This window comes from Falsiroseomonas oleicola (genome assembly GCF_019029495.1).
GTDB lineage: Bacteria > Pseudomonadota > Alphaproteobacteria > Acetobacterales > Acetobacteraceae > Falsiroseomonas > Falsiroseomonas oleicola.
The window spans coordinates 909,222-931,254 of record NZ_JAERQM010000001.1 but is presented as its reverse complement, the minus strand read 5'-3'; the positions used below and the strand labels follow the sequence as shown (position 1 = coordinate 931,254).

At 73.2% G+C, this 22,033-nt stretch carries 18 protein-coding genes; 7 read left to right on the top strand and 11 right to left on the bottom strand.

Going from position 1 to position 22,033, the window contains the following annotated elements:
- Positions 1-156: 156 nt before the first annotated feature.
- The gene (locus JJQ90_RS04350) at positions 157-1,152 is read left to right on the top strand and encodes a tripartite tricarboxylate transporter substrate-binding protein (protein ID WP_216873205.1); all 996 of its coding nucleotides are present in this window, start codon (positions 157-159) and stop codon (positions 1,150-1,152) included.
- A gap of 34 nt (positions 1,153-1,186) precedes the next feature.
- Positions 1,187-2,143 carry an ABC transporter substrate-binding protein gene (locus tag JJQ90_RS04345; protein WP_216873204.1) on the top strand — a complete coding sequence of 319 codons (957 nt, stop codon included), beginning with the start codon at positions 1,187-1,189 and terminating at the stop codon, positions 2,141-2,143.
- Here JJQ90_RS04345 and JJQ90_RS04340 read toward each other — a convergent pair whose 3' ends face one another.
- Together JJQ90_RS04340 and JJQ90_RS04335 are read right to left on the bottom strand one after the other, a co-directional pair.
- A complete protein-coding gene (locus JJQ90_RS04340) occupies positions 2,144-2,917 on the bottom strand; it encodes a hypothetical protein (RefSeq protein WP_216873203.1) in 774 nt (257 codons plus the stop codon). It abuts the gene before it with no gap.
- Positions 2,918-2,937: 20 nt separating this feature from the next.
- Positions 2,938-3,981, bottom strand: a complete 1,044-nt coding sequence (locus tag JJQ90_RS04335; protein WP_230410331.1) for a trypsin-like peptidase domain-containing protein — start codon at positions 3,979-3,981, stop codon at positions 2,938-2,940.
- A gap of 177 nt (positions 3,982-4,158) precedes the next feature.
- On the opposite strand from JJQ90_RS04335, the gene JJQ90_RS04330 reads away from it, so the two are divergent.
- From JJQ90_RS04330 to JJQ90_RS04320, 3 genes are read left to right on the top strand one after another with little or no spacing between them, the layout of a single operon-like run.
- Positions 4,159-6,576 carry a heavy metal translocating P-type ATPase gene (locus JJQ90_RS04330; RefSeq protein ID WP_216873201.1) on the top strand — a complete coding sequence of 806 codons (2,418 nt, stop codon included), beginning with the start codon at positions 4,159-4,161 and terminating at the stop codon, positions 6,574-6,576.
- Between the two features lie 8 nt (positions 6,577-6,584).
- Entirely contained in the window at positions 6,585-6,977 is a 393-nt protein-coding gene (gene cueR, locus JJQ90_RS04325; protein ID WP_216873200.1) for a Cu(I)-responsive transcriptional regulator, read from the top strand.
- Positions 6,974-7,171 carry a heavy-metal-associated domain-containing protein gene (locus JJQ90_RS04320; RefSeq protein WP_216873199.1) on the top strand — a complete coding sequence of 66 codons (198 nt, stop codon included), beginning with the start codon at positions 6,974-6,976 and terminating at the stop codon, positions 7,169-7,171. The genes cueR and JJQ90_RS04320 overlap by 4 nt, the downstream gene beginning before the upstream one ends.
- Before the next feature lie 4 nt (positions 7,172-7,175).
- On the opposite strand, the gene JJQ90_RS04315 is transcribed toward JJQ90_RS04320, so the two are convergent.
- The 7 genes from JJQ90_RS04315 to JJQ90_RS04285 all read right to left on the bottom strand — a co-directional run bounded on the left by JJQ90_RS04315 (position 7,176) and on the right by JJQ90_RS04285 (position 15,357).
- The gene (locus JJQ90_RS04315) at positions 7,176-8,345 is read right to left on the bottom strand and encodes a glycosyltransferase (protein ID WP_216873198.1); all 1,170 of its coding nucleotides are present in this window, start codon (positions 8,343-8,345) and stop codon (positions 7,176-7,178) included.
- Entirely contained in the window at positions 8,342-9,676 is a 1,335-nt protein-coding gene (locus JJQ90_RS27240) for a glycosyltransferase family 4 protein (protein WP_329959365.1), read from the bottom strand. The genes JJQ90_RS04315 and JJQ90_RS27240 overlap by 4 nt, the downstream gene beginning before the upstream one ends.
- Complete coding sequence (locus JJQ90_RS04305) at positions 9,663-10,856, bottom strand: DegT/DnrJ/EryC1/StrS family aminotransferase (RefSeq protein ID WP_216873197.1); 1,194 nt, start codon at positions 10,854-10,856, stop codon at positions 9,663-9,665. The genes JJQ90_RS27240 and JJQ90_RS04305 overlap by 14 nt, the downstream gene beginning before the upstream one ends.
- 105 nt (positions 10,857-10,961) lie before the next feature.
- A complete protein-coding gene (locus JJQ90_RS04300) occupies positions 10,962-11,573 on the bottom strand; it encodes a sugar transferase (RefSeq protein ID WP_216873196.1) in 612 nt (203 codons plus the stop codon).
- Positions 11,566-12,771, bottom strand: a complete 1,206-nt coding sequence (locus tag JJQ90_RS04295) for an O-antigen ligase family protein (protein WP_216873195.1) — start codon at positions 12,769-12,771, stop codon at positions 11,566-11,568. Before JJQ90_RS04295 ends, JJQ90_RS04300 begins: the two co-directional genes overlap by 8 nt.
- Positions 12,768-13,628 (bottom strand): hypothetical protein, encoded by an 861-nt coding sequence (locus tag JJQ90_RS27235; RefSeq protein WP_216873194.1) that lies wholly within the window; start codon positions 13,626-13,628, stop codon positions 12,768-12,770. Before JJQ90_RS27235 ends, JJQ90_RS04295 begins: the two co-directional genes overlap by 4 nt.
- Before the next feature lie 61 nt (positions 13,629-13,689).
- The gene (locus JJQ90_RS04285) at positions 13,690-15,357 is read right to left on the bottom strand and encodes a heparinase II/III domain-containing protein (RefSeq protein WP_230410330.1); all 1,668 of its coding nucleotides are present in this window, start codon (positions 15,355-15,357) and stop codon (positions 13,690-13,692) included.
- A gap of 170 nt (positions 15,358-15,527) precedes the next feature.
- On the opposite strand from JJQ90_RS04285, the gene JJQ90_RS04280 reads away from it, so the two are divergent.
- Positions 15,528-18,179, top strand: coding sequence for an SLBB domain-containing protein (locus JJQ90_RS04280; RefSeq protein WP_329959364.1), 2,652 nt, complete (start codon positions 15,528-15,530; stop codon positions 18,177-18,179).
- 191 nt (positions 18,180-18,370) lie between these two features.
- Positions 18,371-20,497, top strand: a complete 2,127-nt coding sequence (locus JJQ90_RS04275) for a YjbH domain-containing protein (protein WP_457851879.1) — start codon at positions 18,371-18,373, stop codon at positions 20,495-20,497.
- Between the two features lie 579 nt (positions 20,498-21,076).
- Here the strand turns inward: JJQ90_RS04275 and JJQ90_RS04270 are convergent.
- Both JJQ90_RS04270 and JJQ90_RS04265 read right to left on the bottom strand, forming a co-directional pair.
- The gene (locus JJQ90_RS04270; RefSeq protein WP_216873192.1) at positions 21,077-21,460 is read right to left on the bottom strand and encodes an H-NS histone family protein; all 384 of its coding nucleotides are present in this window, start codon (positions 21,458-21,460) and stop codon (positions 21,077-21,079) included.
- A gap of 275 nt (positions 21,461-21,735) precedes the next feature.
- The gene (locus JJQ90_RS04265) at positions 21,736-21,960 is read right to left on the bottom strand and encodes a hypothetical protein (protein WP_216873191.1); all 225 of its coding nucleotides are present in this window, start codon (positions 21,958-21,960) and stop codon (positions 21,736-21,738) included.
- Between the last annotated feature and the right edge of the window lie 73 nt (positions 21,961-22,033).

Sequence of the window (22,033 nt, the reverse complement as noted above, 5' to 3'; positions counted from 1 at the left end):
CCTCACCCAAACCCTCTCCCCCCGTCGGGGGGAGAGGGCTGCGCAGGCTTGGCGCGTAGCGCCTAGCCGAAGCGGGTGAGGGGGGCAGCGCAGGATCAAGACAAACCAGGCCGGCAAACCGGCCACCCCAAAAACGTCCAAGGGAAACAGACAAAAATGACCATCCACACCACCCGCCGCACCCTGCTCGGCGCCGCCCTCGCCACCCCGGCCCTGCTCGCCGGCACCGCCCGCGCCCAATCCGCCTGGCCGGGCGGGCAGCCCATCACCCTCATCATCCCCTTCGCCCCCGGCGGTCCCACCGATGCGGTCGGGCGCATGCTGGCGGAGGCGATGACGCGCGACCTCGGCGTCAATGTCGTGGCGCAGAATGTCGGTGGCGCCGGCGGCACCATCGGCGTGAACCGCGTGGCCCAGGCGCGGCCGGATGGCCACACCATCCTGCTGCACAATATCGGCATGGCCACCGCGCCGACGCTGTATCGCCGCCTGCCCTACAACCCGCTGACGGCCTTCGAGATGCTGGGCCTGGTCACCGCCACGCCGATGGTGTGGCTGACCCGCCCGGATTTCCCCGCCGCCAATTTCGGCGAGATGCTGCGGCTGATCCGCGAGGGTGGGGAGCGTATCAACCTCGGCAATGCCGGTCTCGGCTCCGCCAGCCAGCTTTGCGGCACGCTGCTTCAGGCCAGCCTCGGCACGCGCTTCACCGCGGTGTCCTTCGCCGGCTCCGGCCCGATCTATCCCGAGTTGATGGCTGGCCGCCTCGACATCTATTGCGACCAGACGACCAGCGCGATTCCCTTCATCCAGTCGAACCAGATCAAGGCGCTGGCCGTGACGACATCGGCGCCGCTGCCCGCCGTGCCGGGCGTGCCGACGGCCGTACAGGGCGGGCTGGCGGGCTTCGAGGTGGCGATCTGGCACGGCCTCTACGCGCCCGCCGGCACGCCGAAGCCGGTGCAGGACCGGCTGAACGCCGCGCTGCGCTTCGCACTCGCCGATGCGCGGGTGGTGGAGCGCATGACCGGCCTCGGCAGCCCGCCGGAGCCGGTGGCGCGCCAGAATGGCGAGGTGCACCGCGCCCATCTGGCCGCCGAGATCGAGCGCTGGCGCCCGGTGCTGGTCGCCGCTGGCCAGTTCGCCGATTGATGCGGCCATGCACCCCATCACACGGAGAGGCGCCATGACCGTCGCGGGCGCCCTCGCGGCCGGTGCGGCCAGCGCGCAGACGCTGGCCCGGCTGAACGTCGTCGCCTTCGCCGGCGCCTCCAACCTCGTCCTCTGGGCCGCCCAGGCCCAGGGCATTTTTGCGCGTTATGGGCTGGAGGTGGCGCTGGAGCTGACGCCGAATTCGCGCGCCATGGCCTCCGACCTGTATTCAGGCAAGTACGACCTGGCGCTGACATCGGTCGACAATATCGTCGCCTATAATGAGGGGCAGGGGGAGGCGCAGCTTCCCGGGCCGTCCGACTTCACCGCCTTCTTCGGCGTCGATGACGGCATGCTCTCCGTCATGGCGGCGGCCGATGTGCCGGATCTGGCCGGGCTGCGCGGCAAGGTGGTGTCGGTGGATGCCATGACCACCGGCTTCGCCTTCGTGCTGCGGGAGGTGCTGGGCCAGGCCGGCATTGCCGAACAGGTGGAATGGGTTGCCGTCGGCGGCGGCGCGCAACGGCTGGCGGCGCTGTTGGAGGGAAAGCAGGCGGCCACCCTGCTGAACACGCCGCTCGACCTTGCGGCGGAAGCGCGCGGCTTCCGGCGGCTGGCGCGGGGCACCGATGTGGTGGGCCGCTACCAGGGCATCGTCGCCGCCGCCCGTCGCGGTGTCATCGCCCAGAAGCGGGACGCGCTGGTGGGCTTCACCCGCGCCTTCCGCGACAGCCTCGACTGGCTCGACGCCAATCGGGCGGAGGCCGCGGCCATCCTGACGGCGCGCGCCAATATGCCGCCGCCGGTCGCGGCCCGCGCCGCCACCGCCCTGCTGGACGCTGATCGCGGCATCTTCCGGGATCTGCGGATCGACGAGGAAGGGCTGCGGACGGTGCTGCGGCTGCGCAGCAAATACGCGCAGCCGGCGAAGGAACTGACCGACCCGTCGCGCTACATCGACCCCTCGATCCGCGCGGCGGCGCTGGGGTAGTTACTGCCCGGTGCCGAAACTGTAGGTCAGGGCGGCGGTCAGCCGCAGCCGGGGCGAATCGCGGTTCACCCCGGCGCCGGCGGCCAGGCCCAGGCTGAGCGTCTCGGTCAGGTTGCGGATGACGCCGGCCTCCACCAGCCGCAGGTCACGCTCCCCCTCATCCTGGGTCTGCTGGGCGTAGGCGGCGACCAGCACGGTCTGCGGATTCAGCACATGGCTGATCGCGCCGCCGAACAGGTAGCCATTGGGCCGCTCCCCGGGCAGCGGGTTGATGGTGGCGAGGAAGCCGGCATTCAGGTGCAGGCCCCAATGCCCGGTGCCGCTGCCGGTCACCCAGCTCGTCGCCGCGCCGAGCTCGGTGCCCCAGCCGCCCCGGCCGGGACCGAAGGGCATGGCCGCGCCCAGGCTCAGCGACAGAGTCGGGCGCCAGCCCTCCTGGTCCGCCAGCCGCCAGGTCAGCGCCGGGCCGATGCTGCCCAGGTTCACGCCGGAATCATTGCCCAGGCCATAGGCGCCATCCAGGCTCAGCTCCATCCGGTCGTTCAGGCCGTATTTCAGCGTTGCCCCGGGGGTGAAACCCTCTCGCCCACCGCGGGCGCGCTCGTAGCCGAAGGTGCCCTGCAACTGGAACTGCCCGGCATCGGAGGTATAGGCATCGCCGACCGAGAAGGGCGCGCCGGCGGCAGGTTCGGCGTCATCCTCCGCCTGCGCCGCAGCGGGCAGGGTGGTGGCCAGCAGGGCCAGGAGGAGGGCGTGGCGCGGCTTCATGGGCATCGGGGTCTTCCTGGGCCTGACTACCGCTCACACCGCAGCAGCACGGTCGAACGGTGGGCGATGTCGCCCACATCGGCCGCGCTGCGATCCGTGCCGCTGCTCTGCGCGGTGCGGAAGGGCAGGCCGGCGCGGCGCAGGAAGGCCTGGGCGGCCTCTCCCTTCACCGCGAAATTCACGTTGTCGACGTTCTGCACCCGGCGGCTGTCCAGCTTGGCCACCACCACGCCCACCACATGGCCCTGCATGTCCAGCAGCGGGCCGCCGGAATTGCCCGGCTGGACCTCCGCGCTGATCTGGTAGTTGTTCGGGTCGTTGCGCAGCCCGGCCAGGGCGTTGATCTCGCCCCGCGTCAGCTTCGGATCGGCGGAGAGCAGGCCGGTCAGCGGAAAGCCATAGGCCACCACGCTCTCCCCCCGGCGCACCGCCGGCCCGGCGCGGAATTCCAGCGCCGGGCCGGGATTGCCTGGGATGTTGAGGATCGACAGGTCCAGCGCCCGGTCCACCTGGGCCGGCGGCACGGCGGCCAGCCAGCGGCCATCGGCGGTGCGGGCCAGGATGCGGTCGCAGCCATCGACCACATGCTGGTTGGTCAGCACCCGGTCCGGCGCCACCACGAAGCCGGTGCCGGTGGACACCCGCCGCGCCTGCGCATTCGGCCGTGCCTGCGCCACATTGGGGGTTGCGGCCGGCGCAGGCATGGCCGCGCTGGCCGAGTACAGTTCCACCCGCGGCGTGGCGCAGATGTCCTGGTTCCGGGCGATGCTCTCGCGCCCATCGGCCAGCACCAGGCGCACATCGAAGCGGCAGCCGGCCTCGGCATTCGGGCGCATCGGGAAGCCGGCATTGTTCGGCAGCGGGCCGCGATTGAGCAGGTTGCCGCCCCAATCCGCCCGGCCGCTGCGCACGGCATGCAGCGCGGTGGCCGGCTGGCCGGTTCGGTTGATGATCCGCACCGGCTCGGCCTGCGGCGCGGCCTGCGCCAGGGCCGGAGGGATGGCGCCGCCCGGCAGCGCCCCCGGCAGCAGGCAGGACAGAAGAATCAGGGTCGGCAGGGTGCGGCGCATGGCGGCCAGCATGTCGGGCGCGGAAGCACGGCCGTCAAGCTGCGGCGCAAAACCTGCGCTGGATCAATGCGGCGGCCCGCCGGGCGACGCACCCTGCCCGAGGATATCAAATCGCCCCTTGACCTTCCCATATTGGGAAGACCCATCTCCTGACCCATGGAACAGAATCACATCTCGATGCCCGAGGCCCCGCTTCCCAGCCTCCCCCGCCTGTCCTTACCCATCGAGGGCATGACCTGCGCGAGCTGTGCCGGCCGGGTCGAACGCGCCCTGCTCGCCGTGCCCGGCATCGTCGAGGCGCGGGTGAACCTCGCCTCCGAACAGGTGAGCATCCGTGGCACCGCCCCGGTGGCGGCCCTGGCGGCGGCGGTGCGGGAGGCCGGCTATGCGGTGCCGGAGACGGTGCGGCAGATCGGCGTGGAGGGGATGACCTGCGCAAGCTGCGCCGGGCGTGTGGAACGTGCGCTGCGGGCCGTGCCGGGGGTGGCGGAAGCCTCGGTGAACCTCGCCTCGGAACAGGCGACGCTGCGGCTGCTGCTGCCGGTGGAGGATGCGGTGCTCGCCGCCGCGCTGGCCGAGGCCGGCTACCGGCTGGCCGCCAGCGCCGAGGATGGCGCGGCGGAGGCCCTGGCGGCGGAAGCGAAGCTGCGGGCGCAGCGTCGTGACCTGGTTATTGCGGGACTGCTGGCCGCGCCCTTCCTGATGGGCATGCTGGGCATGCCCCTGGGCCAGGACTGGATGCCGAATGGCTGGGTGCAGCTCGGCCTGGCCCTGCCCATGCAGTTCTGGTTCGGCGCGCGCTTCTACCGCGCCGCCTGGGCCGCGGTCCGCGCCGGCACCGGCAATATGGACCTGCTGGTCGCGATCGGCACCTCCGCCGCCTTCGGCCTGTCGCTGGTGCTGCTGCTGCAACATGGCGGCGGGCACAGCCATGCGCTGTACTTCGAGGCGGCGGTCGTCGTCATCCTGTTCGTCATGCTCGGCAAGCATCTGGAAGCCCGCGCCCGGCGCGGCACCGGGGCGGCGCTGCGCGCGCTGCTGGATTTGCGCCCGCGCAGCGCCAGGCTTCTGGCGCCGGATGGCACCGAGCGCGAGGTTCCGGCGGCCTCGCTGGTGGTGGGCGATGCGGTGGTGCTGCGCCCCGGCGAGAGCGTGCCGGTGGACGGCCTGGTGGAACAGGGCGAGGCCGGCGTCGATGAAAGCGCCCTGACCGGCGAAAGCCGCGCGGTCGAGAAATCCCCGGGCGACCGGCTGGCCACCGGCACGGTGGTGCTGGACGGGCGGCTGGTGCTGCGCACCACGGCGGTGGGCGCTGATACCACTTTGGCGCGCGTTGCCGCGCTGGTCTCGGCCGCCCAGGCCAGCCGGGCGCCGGTCCAGAAACTGGTGGACCGGGTCGCCGCGATCTTCGTGCCCATCGTGCTGCTGATCGCCGCCGGCACCCTGGCCTACTGGCTCTGGGCCGATGCGGGGGTCGAGGCGGCGCTGCTGCATGCCGTGGCGGTGCTGGTCATCGCCTGCCCCTGCGCGCTCGGCCTCGCCACCCCCGCCGCCATCATGGCCGGCACCGGGGCGGCGGCCCGCGCCGGCATTCTGGTGCGCGATGCGGAGGCGATCGAGCGCGGCCAGGGAATCACGCTCGTGGCCTTCGACAAGACGGGAACCCTGACCGAGGGGCGGCCGCGCCTGGCCGCGCTGCATCCGGCTTCGGGCGTGGCGGCGCAGGATGCGCTGGCCTGGGCCGCCAGCCTGCAAACCGGCAGCGAACACCCGCTGGCCGCCGCCGTGCTGGCCGCCTTCGCGGAAGCCGCGCCCGGCGCGTTGCCGCCCCTCGTCACGAACTTCCGGGCGCTGCCTGGGCGGGGCGTGGAGGGTGTGGTCGATGCCGCCCGCCTGACCCTGGGCAGCCCGCGCCTGCTGGCCGAATCCGGCCTGCCCGAAGGCGCACTGGCGGAGCTGGCCACGCAGGAAGCTGCCGCCGGTCGCAGTCTCGCCTGGCTGGTCGGCTCCGGCCGCGTGCTGGCGCTGCTGGCCTTCGAGGATGCGCTGAAGCCCGGTGCCGCCGGCGCCATCGCCGCCTTGCGCGACATGAAGGTGGAGGTCGCCATGCTGTCCGGTGACGGCCCCGCCGCCGCCGGCGCCGCCGCCCGCGCGCTCGGTATCGCCCGGGTGGAGGCGGAGGTGCTGCCCGAGCACAAGCTGGAGGCGATCGCCCGCTGGCAGGCGGAAGGCGCGCGCGTGGCCATGGTGGGCGATGGCGTGAACGACGCCCCGGCGCTGGCCTCGGCCGATCTCGGCATCGCCATGGGCACCGGCACCGACGTGGCCATGGCCGCCTCCGGAATCACCCTGATGCGCGGCGACCCGGCGCTGGTGCCGGCGGCGCTCGACATCACCCGACGAACCTATCGCAAGCTGCAGGAGAATCTGGCATGGGCCTTCGCGTACAACCTGCTCGGCATCCCGCTGGCGGCAGCCGGACTGCTGTCGCCAGCTTTCGCCGGAGCGGCGATGGCGCTGTCCTCGGTCTCGGTGCTGGGGAATGCCCTTCTGCTGTCCCGCTGGCATCCCCGCGCGACGGGGCGGCGCGCGTGAGCGGTGGCATGAATATCGGCGAGGCCTCCGCCGCCTCCGGCGTCTCCGCCAAGATGATCCGCCATTACGAGGCGATCGGGCTGATCGAGGCGATGCGCCGGCCGAATGGCTATCGCAGCTACGGCCCGCAGGATGTGGCCGTGCTGCGCTTCATCCGCCATGCGCGGGACCTGGCCTTCCCGCTGGAGGATATCCGCAGGCTGCTGGCGCTGTGGCGCGACCGCAGCCGGGCCAGCGCCGATGTGAAGCAGATGGCGCTGGACCATGTGGCGGCGCTGGAAAGCAAGGCGGCCTCGCTCCAGGCGGTGGCTGACAGCCTTCGGCATCTGGCGCAGCATTGCCAGGGCGACGATCGGCCGGATTGCCCGATTCTCGCGGAGCTGGAAGGGGTGCGCGAATGACCGAGGAATTGCAGGTGGCCGGCATGACCTGCGGCCATTGCGTGCGGGCGGTGACGCTCGCCATCCAGAAGCGGGACCCGGCGGCCAAGGTCGAGGTGGACCTGGAGGCTGGCCGGGTGCGGGCCGACAGCCGGCTGAGCCGTGACGAAATCGCCGCGCTGGTGACGGCGGAGGGCTATTCGGTGGCGGCGTAGCCGTTCAGCCGGGCACGCGTATCTCGGCGAGCGGCGTGCCGATCCCACCTTGCGCCGGCTGCGCCAGCAGGCGCCGGTACAGCCGCACCAGCCGGGCCGCCTCCGCCGCCCAGCAGAAGCGGCGCAGCGCGGCATGCCGGCCGCGCAGGCCCATATCAGCCCGCAGCGAAGGGTCCGCCAATCGCCGCACGGCCGCGGCGAGGCTGTTGGCGTCGCTGACATCCACCACCAGGCCGCAGCCGGCCTCCCGCACCACCGCCGCCACTTCCTCGGCGAAGTCGGGCACGATCACCGGCAGGCCGGCCAGCATGCAGTCGAACAGCTTGTGCGGCAGCGCCAGGCGATGGTTTTCCACCCCGGGCTGGAACAGCACCAGGCCGATATCGCAGCCGGCCGCCGCCTCCAGCGCCGCCTCCCGCGGCATCCAGCCCAGCGCCTCGATCCGGTCGGCGACGCCCAGCGCGCTGGCGCGAGCGTGGAAGGCGGCCTCGCTGGCATCGGTGAAGCGGCCGATCAGGCGCAGCCGCGCCCCCGGCAGCGCCGCCAGCAGCTCCGGCATCAGCAGGGCACCGCGGCTGCGGGTCAGCGCGCCCAGATGCAGCAGGACCGGCGGGCCGGCGCCATGCCGGCGCGGGGTCAGCGGCACCGGCGTGGCGTAGTTGCGCACCGGGGTGCAGAGCGCCTCGCCGCCGAAATCCGATGCCAGCCCGTCCTTCGCCACCACCACCGCATCCGCCTGCGCCGCCACCAGCCGGCAGAAGCGGCGCAGCGCCACCCGCGCCAGCGGCCGCAGCAGCGCGGGCAGATGCGGATCGAGGCGGGAGGGGTAGTGTTCGTGCACATCCAGCACCACCCGCGCCCCGCAGCGCCGCGCGGCGAGCAGCGCGGCGATCCAGCTATCCGGCTCATGCGCATGGATCACGGCCGGCCGGGCCGCCTCGGCGCGGCGGGCCAGGTCCCATATGCCGCGCAGCCGCCCGGCCCAGCCCGGCCGGGCGGGGAAGGTCTCCAGCGCCACGCCGTGCAGGCTGGGCGGCGGTGGCGGCCCGGGGTGGGCCGGCGCCAGGTGGCGCAGCCGGTGCCCGGCGCCGACCAGCGCCGCACCCTCCTTCGCCACGATGCGCACATCCTCCGCCGGATGCGCGGCGGAGAGCATCAGAACCAGCGGCGTCACGCGGCGGTCTGGTCGCGGCGCGGCGCGGCGCGGCGGGGCGCGCGGCCGGCCACCGCCTCCACCACCGCCACCAGCCGGGCGGCGATGCGCCTGGTGTCGAGCTGGCGCTCCGCCACCAGCCGCGCCGCGCGGGCCATGGCGCGGCGGCGCGGCGGGTCGGTGGCCAGGGCGAGCAGCGCGGCGGCCAGCGCATCGGCATCGCCGGGCGGCACGGCCAGCCCGCAGCCACCGGCCGCCAGCAGCCGGGCGGCACGGCCGGGCACATTGGTGACCATCGGCAGGCCGGAGGCGAGCCCCTCCGCCAGCTTGTTCGGCGCCGTCCATTCGGCGAATTCCGGCACCGGCGCCAGGCAGAGCAGGCCGACCTCGGCGGCAGCCAGCAGCCGCGCCAGATGTGCCTTGGGCATCGGGTCGAGGAAGGTGACGGGCAAATCCTCCGCCGCCGCGCGGGCCATCAGCGCCGGCTTTTCCGCCCCCTCGCCGACCAGCACGATGCGCAGGCCGGTATGTCGCAGCCGGGCGGCGGCGTCGAGCAACTGGTGCAGGCCATTGGCCGGGCCATGCGCCCCGGCATAGACCGCCAGCACTTCCTGCGTCGGGACCTCCGGCGGGCGCCAGGGGGCGATGCCGGGATGGAACAGCACCAGGTCGGCGCCTTGCGGCAGCACCCGGACCCGGTCCGGATCGGCGCCCCGGGCGAGCGCCAGCCGGGCGATGCCCTCGGTCAGCGCCACGACGGAGGCCGCCTGCCGGCAGGCCGCATCGGCGAGGCGGCCGATCGCGGCCAGCACCGGCTTCGGCACGGCAGTCCCTTGCCGGGAAAGCGCCGCGGGCAGTTCCGGCCAGGGGTCGCGGACCTCGAAGATGAAGGGCGTGCCGCGCAGCCGCCGCGCCAGCAGGGCCGGGATCGCCACGGTCGGCGGGGTGGAGGAGGCGATGATGAGGTCCCAGCGCCGGCCCGCGGGATCCCCGGGCGCCGGGCGCAGCGCCAGCCGGCTGGCGGCCAGGGCGAAGCGCAGGAAGGCGAGGGACCGTGCCACCAGACCCTGCGCATTGCCGCAGCGGATGTCGAATTCCACCACCTCGAACCCCGCCACCTGGCCCTGGCGGCGGCCGTGATGGAGGGCGCCGGACAGCCCCGTCACAGCGCCATCATAGCGGCCGCAGGCCAGTGTCACCCGGTGCCCGGCGGCGGCCAGCGCGCCGGCATGGTGGAAGGCGCGCGTCGCGGTGCTGCCGGAGGGGGTGGAGAAATGCTGGTGCAGATACAGGATGCGCAGCGGTGCCGCCCCGGCCTCCGGCACGGCCACCATCGTGTCAGCGTCGCGCACAGGACGCGATGGCCTCGATCACGCGGGCCTGCTCGGCCTCCGTCATGCCGCTGCCGGAGGGCAGGCAAAGCCCCTGTTCGAACAGGCCGGCGGCCATGGCGCCACTTGAACGCGGCGCGTCCCGGAAGGCCGGTTGCAGATGCAGCGGCTTCCAGGCGGGCCGGCTTTCCACCCCGGCGGCATCCAGCGCGCGGCGAACCGCCTCCCGGTCCGCGCCGAAGGCCTGGGGATCGAAGCGCGCCACGGACAGCCAGCGATTGGCGCGGCCCCAGCCGGGCTCGGGGATGAAGGACAGACCCGGCAGGTCGCCCAGGGCCGCGGCATAACGGGCGAAGACGGCACGGCGGCGCTGCACCCGTGCCTCCAGCGCCGGAAGCTGGGCGAGGCCGACGGCGGCGAGCAGGGAGGACAGGCCATAGGCATAGCCCGTGGTCTCATGCTCGTAATGCGGCCAGGGCTCCTTCGCCTGTCCGGCCAGGTGGCGGGCGCGGTCGATCAGCGCCGGGTCGTCACTGGCCAGGGCACCGCCGCCGCCCGTGGTGACGATCTTGTTGCCGTTGAAGGAGAAGGCGGCGAGACGGGCGCCGCGCCCGGCATGGCGCCCGCCACGATGCACCGCGCCCATGGCCGCCGCGCTGTCGCTCAGCACCGGCACGCCCCAGCGGTCGCAGATGGCGACGATGGTATCGAGATCGCTGCACTGGCCATAGAGGTCCACCGGCACCACCACCCGCGGCAGCCGGCCGCGCCGCGCCGCGCGCACCAGTTCGTCCCGCAGCATTCCGGGGTCCAGCGTGAAGCCCTGCGGTGTGACGTCCAGGAAGCGCGGTACCGCGCCCATCTGCACCGCCGGCGCCACGGTGGCGATGAAGGTCAGGCTGGGCGCCCAGACCTCATCCCCCCGCGTCACGCCGAGCAGCCGGTAGGCGAGATGCAGGGCGGCGGTGCCGGAGGTGGTGGCGAGGGTGGCGGCGAAACCGGTGCGGGCGGCGAGTTCGGCCTCGAAGGCGGCAGGGGTGGGGCCGGCGGGTGCCAGCCAGCCGGAGTCCAGGGCCATGCGCAGCGAGTCCAGCTCCCCTCCCGCCAGGTCGGGCGGGGACAGCATCAGCCGCGCCGCCGACGGGTGCCGCGGGAAAGGCAGGATGGCGGCGGCGGGGGGCACGGCTTGCAGGGGCAGCATCCGAACCAGTAGGTTGATGGTCCGTTAAAACATTCATATTTTGGTTGAGTCAACAAGGGAAGATGCCCCCTTGGCGGGCTTTCGTTGCCACGCCACAACCAAGGCTCAGCCCTGTTTGGAGCGCCGCGCCGGCTGCGGCGCGAAGGCCGGCATGGTGGCCTGGCCCGGCGCGGTGGCGCCCTGGCCGCGCAGCAGCACACCGAGGCTTCGGCCGAGCAGGATCAGGTCGTCGCGCAGGCGCGGCGGCGCGGCGGCATAGGCGGCCTCCAGCTCCAGCCGCTGCATCCAGGGCACCGCATTGCGCCCGGCCGCGACCCCTGGCCCGACCAGCCCGGGGCGCCGCTTCAGCCGCAGGGCCTGCCGCGCCGAGTAGAGCGGCAGGTAGGACAGCGGCAGCGGGCGGGGCCCCACCAGGCTCATCTCGCCGCGCAGCACCTGGAGGAGCTGCGGCAGTTCATCGAGGCCGCTGGCCCGCAAGGCCAGGCCGAAACGGCACAGCCGTTCCGCATCCGGCGCGTCGCCCGGGGCCATGGAGCGGAATTTCAGCAGCGTGAAGGCACGGCCGCCAAACCCGGCACGCGGCTGCACATACAGCAGCGGCCAGCCCAGGCAGATCCGCACCGCCAGCGCCACCAGGGCGAAGACCGGTGCCAGGGCCAGCAGCAGCAGCGCCGCCCCGATCATGTCCAGCGCGCGCTTGCCGAAACGCTCATACATCGGCGCGATGCCTGGCCGGGTAGACGGTGACACCGAGGCTCAGCGCCAGGCCGAGCGCGAACCAGGCCATGCGGTTGCCGAGATCGGTGGAGACCAGGATGGTCAGCGCCACCGGCAGCACCAGCGCCGCGATCCGCGCCAGCCGTGCCGGCGCCACCTGTGGCGCCAGCCGGAGCAGCGCCAGCGCGGCGCCGCCGAAGGCGCCGCACCACAGCAGCAGCCCGGGCAGCCCGCCCTCCGCCAGCGCCTCCAGCGCATGGTTGTGGGGGTACAGGCCGCGCCACTCGCCATGGCCGGCGGCGATGGTGAAGCCGCCGGTGCCGAGGCCCCAGGGCGCCGCCAGCCCGCCCCAGCGCAGCGCCGCCGCCCAAAGGTCCTGCCGCGCCTCCAGCCCCGCCGGTTCCGCCGTCAGCCGTTCCAGCGTGCGCAGCCCCTCGATCCAGGCGGGGTTCAGCGCCAGCCAGGCGGCGCCGGCCGCCAGCAGCGCCAGCCCCGCCAGCAGCCAGGTCAGGCCTGCCGTCCCGCGCAGCCGCAGCGCCGGGGCCAGGACGCAGCCCAGCAGCAGTGCGGCCAGGGCGGTACGGCCGCCGGGCAGCAGCGCCGCCATGGCCAGGGCGAGCAGCGCCGCCAGCCAGCCAAGCCGCGCCAGCGGGTGCCGCGCCTCCACCAGGGCCAGCGCGGCGAGCGACGCCGCCATGGCCAAGGCGAGGCCGGCGAGCTGGTGATGCACCCGCGCGGACTCCACCAGCATCGCCGGGTCGCCGCCGGGGATGCCCGCCAGGATGAGGCAGGCTAGGACCAGGCCGATGCCCAGGCTGGCCTGGCACAGGGCGCGCCGCGCCACAGGCTCCGCCCCCACCAGCAGCCCGGCCGCCAGCATAGCCGGCCCGGCCAGCACAAGCTCCGGCAGTTTCTGGGCCAGCACGAGGCGGGAGGATGACCAGGCGCCGGCCATCACCAGCCAGAGCCACAGCAGGGCGGCGGCGGCGATCGGCACAGCGAGGAGCGGCGCCACGTCCCATCTCCGCGTCACCAGCAGCAGCGCCAGCAGTGGCAGCAGCGCGGCGAGGCTCAGCAGGGTGAGATCCACCGGCAGCGCGGCGAAGGGCCCCGCCGTCTTCAGCGCGCCCGCCATCTGCAACACCGCCGCCGCCGAACCGGCCATGGCGGCCAGCGGGATGCTGACCGAACCGGTCATTCCGCCGGTTCCATCCGCAGGCCGGGCAGGGGGGGCGGCGCGCGCAGCAGCAGGCCGGCGGCGCCCAGCGCCAGCGCCGCGATCGGCGCCGTGACCAGCAGCAGCAGCAGCAGCAAAGGGCGGTTGGGCAGGGAGGCGCGCTGCTCGACCATCGGCGCTGAGACCAGCCGCGCCGCCACCGCCTCATCCGCCGCCACCACCAGCCCGACGCGCTGCTGCTGCGCCAGCATCTCGTACAGGGACTGGCGGATGTAGAGATCCGTCTCCCGCGCCAGCCGTGCCTCCAGCGCCAGGATGCGGCGGCGGGCCATGTCGTTCAGGTCGGCGCGCACCTTGGCTTCGGCGAAGGCGTGCAGCCGGCGCAGCGCGTCCAGTGCCTGGTCGCGGTCCGGATGCGCCAGGGCCAGCGTCCAGGTCACCGCGCCCAGCGTCTGGGTCACCGCCAGCTGCCGCGCCAGCCAGGCGCGGGCATCGTCCAGGTCGGCCGCGATCCGCAGGCCGAGCGTCTGGCGCAGCAGCCCGCCCGGCCCCGCCGCCCGCCGCGCCGTCAGCCCGTCCAGCAGCGGCGTCTCCTCCACCAGCAGGGCGGCAGCCTCGGCCGAGCGCAGCGCGCCGAGATAGATCGCGAAATTGCCGGTGGGGCGCGGGTCGAGCAGGCCGGAGAAGGCCGGTGAGGGAGATAGCAGGGAGGATGTGGCGATGCCCGTGGTCTCCGAGGGCGCGACCAGCGCCTCCGCCACGAAGCTGCGCGGCCAGGAGAGCACGGCGGTGGTGCCGGCGCCGAGGAACAGGGCGGCGAGCAGGGCGATGCGCCCGCGCATGCGCCACAATCCCGCAATCAGCACCTCCAGCGGCATCGAAGCCTCCCTGCCCGGGGGCAGAATGTTAAGGAAGCAACCTGAATGCAACCCTTGATGGTTATGGGAGGCGAATTTCTGTCGTGATGCGCGTGGCCGGGGCGGCGACACGCAGCCGCAGCACGGGGCAGGCGGCGATCTCGCCATAGGCCGGGCTCTCCCAGCCCGTCTCCAGCGCCAGGGTCAGCCCGGCATCGGCCGTGATGCACAGGCGGAGGTGGCCATCGGTGGCGCCATCCGGCAGCAGTCGCCAGGGGCCGGCCGGCAGGCGCCAGCGCAAGGTGGCGGCCCGGAAATCGCCAGCGATTTTATCCGCCACCGTCCAGACCCGGCCCTGCACGGAAATGCGCCGGGCCTGGCGATGGCCGGCGGCATCGCGCCGGGCCGCACCATCGGGCAGGGCGCGCAGGCGCGGCCAGCAGGCGAAGAGAAAGCGGCCGAGGCGGGGCATCGGCGGGCTTTCGTCGAAGACCACCGCATTATGCGCCCCGGCCTCCGCCAGGGCTGCCGGCCACCAGGGGGCGGGCGGGTTGTAGGCGCCGGTGCCGCCATCCCGCAGCACGATCCGGGCGCCGTCGCGCAGGGTCAGGTGCAGCAGGTCCGACTGCGCCGGCCGGAACCGCAGCGGGCCGCAGCGCAGCAGCGCGGTGGCGCCGGCCGCCGCCCAGCCCATGCTGCCGGCAGCCCGCCAGCGCGCGGGCCGGCCGAGCCGTGCCGCCGGGCAGGTCAGGCCGAGCCAGGCACAACCCGCATCCCGCGGCAGGTCGGCGCCCGCCCCGGCGAACAGCCGCGCCGCGCGTTCCACGCTGCCACGCGCATCGGCCGGGCCGTGCAGGCCGAGATCGGCGAAGGCCGAGCCATCCTCCACCCCCAGCGCCGGGGTGGAACCATCCTCCGGCGCCACCAGCCGGTGCAGCCAGGTGGTGAGCGCGGCGGCACGGGCGCGCAGTACGGGCGCGAAGGGCGGCGCCCCGTGCCGGGCGCGCAAAACCTCCGCCACCGCCAGCACATCCAGCGCCAGCCGGGCATAGCCGGCCGAGACCTGGGCGAAGCCGCCATCCGGCGCCACCAGCCGCGCCACCGCCGCCGCCAGTTTCCGCGCCGCGCGGGATGCGCCCGGCGCGTCGCCCAGCAGCAGGGCGCAGGCAAAGGCGCCGGCGGGTTCGGAGATGCTGTGGTTGTTGTCCTGCGCCGCGGCATAGGCCGGCGTCGCCGCGATGCGGCGGGCGCAAAGGCGCAGCAGATGGCGCGCGGCCGGCGGCGGGTCGCGGTCGGCCTCCAGCAAGGCAAGGCTCAGGCACAGCGACAAAGCACGCAGCGCCGCCTCCTGCCCACAGGCCCAGGCGGGGCCGCGAAAGGCCGGGTTGGCGGCGCACCAGTCGGACAGCCACTGCTCGGCTCGCGCCAGATGACCGCCCGCGGGCTCCAGCCGCGCGGCCTGGGCCAGCAGCAGCAGATCGGCGAAGCGGCTGGCCTCCCAGACCGGGCGGATGTCGCCGGCCGCGAAAAGATCCAGGCGGAGGGCCGGGGCGGCGGGGTCCAGGCCGCCATGCCAGTCCCGTCGCGCCGGCAGCGCCGCCGCCGCGGCCAGCAGGCGCCCGGCCGTTTCGGGCGGCAGGGCGGGTGCCGGCGGTGCCGCGCGGGGCAGGAAGCGGCCCTCCACCGCATCGGCCCGGGCCAGGGCGCGCTGCGGTTGGCCGAGCGCCAGGCTGGCCCTGTGCCAGAGCATCAGGGCCACCGGCCGCGGACCAAGCCGCCATGCAGCGTCCAGCACCAACCAGCCCCGTCGCGCCCGGACGACATCGGGGAAAGGCGTGATCGACGGTTGGTCAGTCATGAATGAACTGTCTATGGTGTAACGAAGCTAATATCCAATACGCAATTCACCCAGGAGTTGTGGTGACGCCCGCCTTCGGACACGGCCCCGGCCGGCTTCTCCTGCTGCTGCTGGCCGCCGCTGGCCCTGCCATGGCGCAGCCCGGGCCGGATGGCGGCCTGCTCGCCCCGCCCACCTTGCCGAGCCTGCTGCCCGGCGGCCTGCCCGTGCCCAGCCTGCCACCCGCCGCGCAGCAGGAAATCCTGAGCCGCATGCGCGACGCCGCCGCCGGGCGCACCCCGCTGCCGCCCGGCCCGCTGCCCAGTCCCGCCACCGCGAACCCGCCCCCCGCCGCCAGCCCCGGCCCCGCCGCGCCGCCCGACAACCTGTCTCATACCGAGGCCTTCTTCGCCGGCCGGCTCGGCCTGCCGCTGCGGCAGTTCGGCTATGACAGCTTCGGCGGCGGCAGCCGCGGCCCCGGCCATATCGGCGCCCTGCCCGAGGACTACCTGATCGGGCGGGAGGATGAGCTGATGCTGGCCCTGCGCGGCCGCACCCGCGCCACCCTGGCGCTCCGCGTGCAGCGCGACGGCACCATCCTCACCCCCGACCTGCCGCCCATCCCCGCCGCCGGCCGCACCCTCGGCGCGCTGCGCGCCGACCTCGAAGCCCGCGTCGCCCGCGACATGCCGGGCACCGAGACCTTCCTGTCGATCGGCCAGGTCCGGCAGATCAGCGTGCTGGTGGCGGGCGAGGTGCAGCGGCCGGGGATGCAGGCCGTCACCGCCCTGTCCTCCGCCCTCGATGCGCTGATCCAGGCCGGCGGGCCACGCCGCACCGGCAGCCTGCGCGCCATCCGCATCGACGGGCCGCATGGCCGCCGGACCCTGGACCTCTACGCCGTGCTGACCGGGGAAGGGGGCGATATCGACCTGACCCTGCGGGAGGGTGAGCGGATCCTGGTGCCGCCGCTCGGCAGCGTCGTCGCCGTGGCCGGGGAGGTCACCCGCCCCGGCATCTATGAACTGCCCGCCGGCACCACCGCCGCGCCGCTCGCCACCGTGCTGCGCCTGGCCGGCGACCCGCTGCGCCCGGCCGGCAACCGCTTCCTGGTGCAGGGCACCGATGCCGGCGGCACCCGCAGCTTCGCCGAGATCGGCCCCGGCGACCGGGTGCGGCGGGGCGACAGCATCCTGGTGCAACCAGGCGCCGATATCGCCACCAACCAGCTTCGCCTCGCCGGCCATGTCGCGGCGCCGGTCACCCGCGCCCTCGGCCGCCGCGGCGCCACGCTGCGCAGCCTGTTGAGCGATGCCCGGCTGGTGCGGCCGGACCCCTATCCGCGCCTCGCCGTCATCCAGCGCCTCGACCCCGCCACGCGCGGCCGGCGCTTCCTGCCCTTCGACCTGTCCCGCGCCCTGCAGGGCCAGGTGAACCTGCCGCTGGCCGAGGGCGACGAGGTGATCGTGCTCGGCCAGTCCGACATCGCCTTCCTCGCCAGCCCACCCGTGCAACGCGCCCTGCGCGGCGAAGCCCCGGCGGAGGAGGCCTGCCCGGCCCTGACCCAGCTCGCCATCGCCAGCCGCAGCGCCCCCGCCCGCTTCGCCCATGCCCGCGGCGCCGGCTTTCCCGAGATCGGCGCGCCCGGCTGCCCGCCCGTGTTCCGCGACTATCCTCAGCTTCTCGGCTTCCTGCTCGACGCCGCCGTGCTGCTGAGCGGGGAGGTGCGCCAGCCGGGGCTGTTTCCCATCCTGGACGATACCGGGCTCGACCTGCTGCTCGCCGCCGCCGGGGGCGCCACCGATGGCGCCGACCTCTCCGCCGTCGAACTCGCCCGCGAAGCCGGCGCCTCCTCCGGCGCGCAACCGCTGTCGCGCCTTTTGCTCGACCTGCGCGCCGCCAATTTCCGCGCCGTGCGGCTCTCCCCCCGCGACGTCCTGCGCATTCCGCGCGGCTTCTCCGACCGGGAATCCGGGCCGGTGGTGCTGGCCGGGGAGGCGCTGCGCCCCGGCAGCTACGACATCCGCCGCGGCGAGCGCCTGTCCGAACTGCTCGCCCGCGCCGGTGGCCTGACCCCCCAGGCCTATCCCTACGGCGCCATCTTCACCCGCGACAGCGTGCGCCAGCGCCAGCAGGAAGGCTTCGCCCGCACCGCGCGGGATCTCGAAACCTCCCTCGTCCAGGTCGCCGCCGGGCAGGCCGTGGCCGGCGGGCGCGGACCCTCCGGCGATGTCGGCAACGCCATCACCGCCGGGCGCGAACTCGCCAACGCCCTGCGCCAGGCCCAGGCCGCCGGCCGCATGGTGGTGGAAGCCGACCCCGTGCAACTCGCGGCCTTCCCCGAACGCGACGTGCTGCTGGAACCGGGCGACCTGATCCTGATCCCGAAACGCCCCAACGAAGTCACCGTCGTCGGCGCCGTGCTGAACCCCGGCAGCCTGCAATTCCGCAGCGGCTGGCGCGCCAGCGACTACACCCAGGCCGCCGGCGGCCCACAACGCTTCGCCGACACCGCCCGCGCCTTCATCATCCTGCCCAACGGCCAGGCCAGCCCCGCCGGCCTGTCCGCCTGGCAGGCCGGCGGTCCCCCCATCCCGCCCGGCAGCCTCGTCGTCATCCCCCAGGACCCCTCCCCCTACGAGACCTGGGGCTTCATCCGTGACCTCACCCAGGTGCTGAGCCAGGTCACCATCTCCTCCGCCGCCCTGGCGGTGATCGCGCGGGAACTGCGTTGAGGGGGCGGGGTGGCGTGGGTGGTTTGCAAGGAGGGCTCTGCCCTCCCTGCACCCTCCCGCCAGGAGGCAGTGGCCTCCTGGACCTCAGGACCTTGAAGGGAAATGGAGAGGGGCCAGCGGTACCGCATGTTCGACGGTCCCTCTGGCCCCTCTCCATTTCCCTTCATGAATCAAAGGGTGCCAAGGGGCCACTGCCCCTTGGCAGGGGGTGCAGGGGGACAGCGTCCCCCTGCAGAGCCACCAGCGCCACCCTCCTCCTCACGCTGCTTTTGCCCGTCACGGCCCAGGCGCAGGAGGTGGCGGGGACGGGGTCGAGTTATGGCGGGGTGGGGTTGGTGGAGATGCGCAATGCGCGGTTTCGGCCGGATGGGGTGGTCGAGGCGGGGACGGTGTTGCGGCATCAGCGGCGGTTTCATTTTCTGAATTGGCAGGCTTTGCCTTGGTTGGAGACGGGCTTTCGGTTGGCGGAGCGGTTGGATGGCACGACGGGGGCCGGGATGGTCACGGATCGGGCCTTTGATCTGAAGTTGCGGCTGATGGAGGAGGGGGATGGGCGGCCGGCGGTGGCGCTGGGGCTGCAGGATGCCGTGGGCACCGGGATTTATGCGGGCGAGTATCTGGTGGCCTCGAAGCGGTTCGGGCCGTGGGATGTGACTTTGGGATTGGGCTGGGGGCGGCTGGGGACGGGCGAGGATTTCGGCAATCCGCTGACCGGTTTGTCGGCGCGGTTCGAGGATCGGCCGCGGGATGTGGGGCAGGGTGGGCTGGCGAATGGCGTGCCGTTCTTCCGGGGTGGGGAGACGGCGCTGTTCGGCGGGGTGGAGCATTCGCTGCCGGAGGTCTGGACGCCCTGGGGTGGGGTGGAGGGGTTTCGGGCGAAGCTGGAATATTCGGGCGATGCGCTGCGCGATGAGCGGGGCGGCTGGCCGGCGCGGCGGGCGGGGCTGGGCGGGCGGGCGGCGAGCCGGGTGAATTACGGGCTGCACTGGTCGGATGGCACCTGGGATGCCGGGCTCGACTGGGTGCATGGCACGGACCTGCTGTTCCGGCTGTCGGCCCGGATCGACCCGGACCGGGCGCAGCCGGCGGCGCCCCGGTTGCCGGCGCTGGCGGCCCGGCCGGTGCAGGTGACAGGGCCGGAGGAGGTGATCCGCGTGGCGCTGGCGGAGGCCGGGTTCAGGCCGGTGGCGGTGGTGATCCAGGGGATGGAGGCGCGGATTGCCGTGGCGGGCGGGCGGCAGCGGCGCCTGGCCGGGGCTGTGGGACGGGTGGCGCGGGCGGTGCAGCCGCATCTGCCACGGCAGGTGGAGGTGCTGCGCCTGTCCTGGCGCCAGATGGGCGTGGAGGTGGCGCGGCTCACCCTGCCACGCCGGGCGATGGAGGCGGCGAGCCGGGGCGATGGCAGTGCGGAGGAGCTTTTCCATGCCAGCACGCTGGAACCGGCCGGGGCCGATGCTTTCGGGGGCATGGCGGATGATGGCGGGGTGAGCTGGGGGGTGGAGCCGCGGATTTCGCTGCTGCTCGGCGATCCGGGCCGGACGCTGCGCTGGCAGGTGGCGGCGGTGGCGGGGGCGCGGTGGGAATTGGGCGGCGGCTTCGCCCTGGCGGGCAGTGTCGCGCGCAGCCTGGCCGGCAACCTGGCGGAGGGCGTCGCCTCCGACAGCGTCCTGCCGCATGTGCGCAGCGATGCGGCGCGCTATGCGCGGGAGGGGGAGAATGCGATCCCCGCCTTGTATGGGGAGCAGATTCGCGGGCTCGGGCCGGACCTGTTTGGCCGGGTGACGGCGGGGTATCTGGAGCCGATGTTCGCCGGGGTTTCGGCGGAACTGCTGTGGCGGCCGCAGGGCAGGCCCTGGGCGCTGGGTGTCGATGTCGCGCAGGTGGTGCAGCGGGACTACGACCAGCGGCTCGGCGTGCTCGGCTACCAGGTCACCACGGGGCATGTCTCGGCCTATGCCGACCTGCCCTGGTTCAACCTCTATGGCGTGGCCCGCGCCGGGCGCTATCTGGCGGGGGATTGGGGCGGCACGGTGGAGATCGGCCGGCGTTTCGCCAGCGGCATCGAGATCGGCGGCTTCGCCACCATCACCGACGTGCCCTTCAGCCGGTTCGGGGAGGGCAGTTTCGACCGCGGCATTTTCATCCGTATTCCGCTCGACCTGTTCGGAATCGCGACGCGGGCGGTGGCGCCGGTGGTGGTGCGCGGCGTGGCGCGGGATGGCGGGCAGCGGCTGGCGGTGGACAATCCGCTATGGGAGGTGACGCGGGAAGGCACGGCGCGGGCGTTCCGGGACGGGGTGGGCGATTTCCTGCGCTGATCCTGGCGGTCCGCTCGACGGGGCAGCTTCTCGGCCATTTGCGGATAGCGGCTGCGTTGACGAAGGGGCACTCGCCAAACCCCGGGCCTTTGCAGCGATATCCGGATGACAAAATATTCCGAATCGGTGCCGTTTTTGCCAGCGGCCCAATCGCGTGACCATGCCGCGCCGCCCTCAAGCGATCTCCTGGCGGCGGCACCCATTCGGGCGCTCGGTGCGGTTAAGAAACCGGGTGGCTGAATTATCGACCGGTGGAGCTTTTGATACCCCGCGACGATATGGCGGATTGTATAACGGTGACGGCCCTCGGCCGATCGCAGACCCCGAACAATGACGAGGCGCGGAAATGACGACCTGGCAGACACCGGCACATCCAGCCGACGGCATCAATGCCAATTCGGTATGATCGGATTGTTTTGGGCAGGCCGGTCGCCGGCTGCGCCATTAAAAGTCCGACAGCGGCCATTCACGCGATTGGCGCCGGCTTTCGCACCACCGCCGGCCGGGGCCTGGCGGGTAGTGCGAAAACGCGGTCCTGACCCGAGTCGCCCGGAGAAGCCTTTCCGGGCGCGGTCGCGTTCAGGACTTGATGGCGAAATTCTCGCGGGACTTGCCCTCGGCCTCGGCGACCTTCAGCCAGATCGGCATACGGCCACGCCCGGACCAGGTCGTGCCTGTCTCCGGATTGCGGTACTTGGCCTCCACCGACGACTTGCCGGCCTTCTTGGCGCCGCGGCTCGGCGTTGCCTGCCGCCGCGGCGGCGTGCCGACCAGTTCATCGAAGGAAAGACCCATGGCTTCCGCCTTGGCGCGGAATTCCTCCATCAGTTCTTTCTTTTCACTTTCCATCCGGCCATCGCGCTGCTCCTCGGCAGCCGCAATAACCTGGATGATCTCGGCAACCGAAAGGTTTTCGAGGGCGGAGATGACGTCGGATACCGACATCTTGGATTCGCGTGTCATGTACGCGCCTCTACACTTCAATCCCGTGAAAAGCAATATTGTGCTGGATGCCGGGACCGCGTTGCGTCAATGCGAATTACGCGCCCCCGGCGCCCGGGCTTCAATTGGGGCGGGTCGGGATCGGCCATTCGTGAAATCGCCGCCATCAGGCATGAATGGATCCGCCATGAATGGCGATCGACACCAGCGGCTCTCGCCCGGCGGACTGAATGGCACAGCGAGGCGGGCGGAAAATCGTCGGCAACAATGCTGGCAGCAAAAGGAACTGCCGTTTTCTAGCGACCCGGTTCCGCCCCGCGCCCGGGACATCCGCAGATCGGGCAACGCCAGCTTATCGCGGCGTCCAGCGGCGCGCGATGCGCCTCCCGCTCACAGGCACCGACCAGGTCGCTGGCGATGCCACCGCTCGCGGCGCGGGTGGTGACGACCGTGCTGGCCATCGCGGGTGCGGGCAGGCAGAGCAGGGGGGCGAGGCGCAGCATGTGGCGGCGTTCGAACATCGCGGGGAAGTCCTTCGGCGAAGCAGCGCATGCTATCGCATGCACGCCGGCGCTGGAAACGCCACCCCTCCCC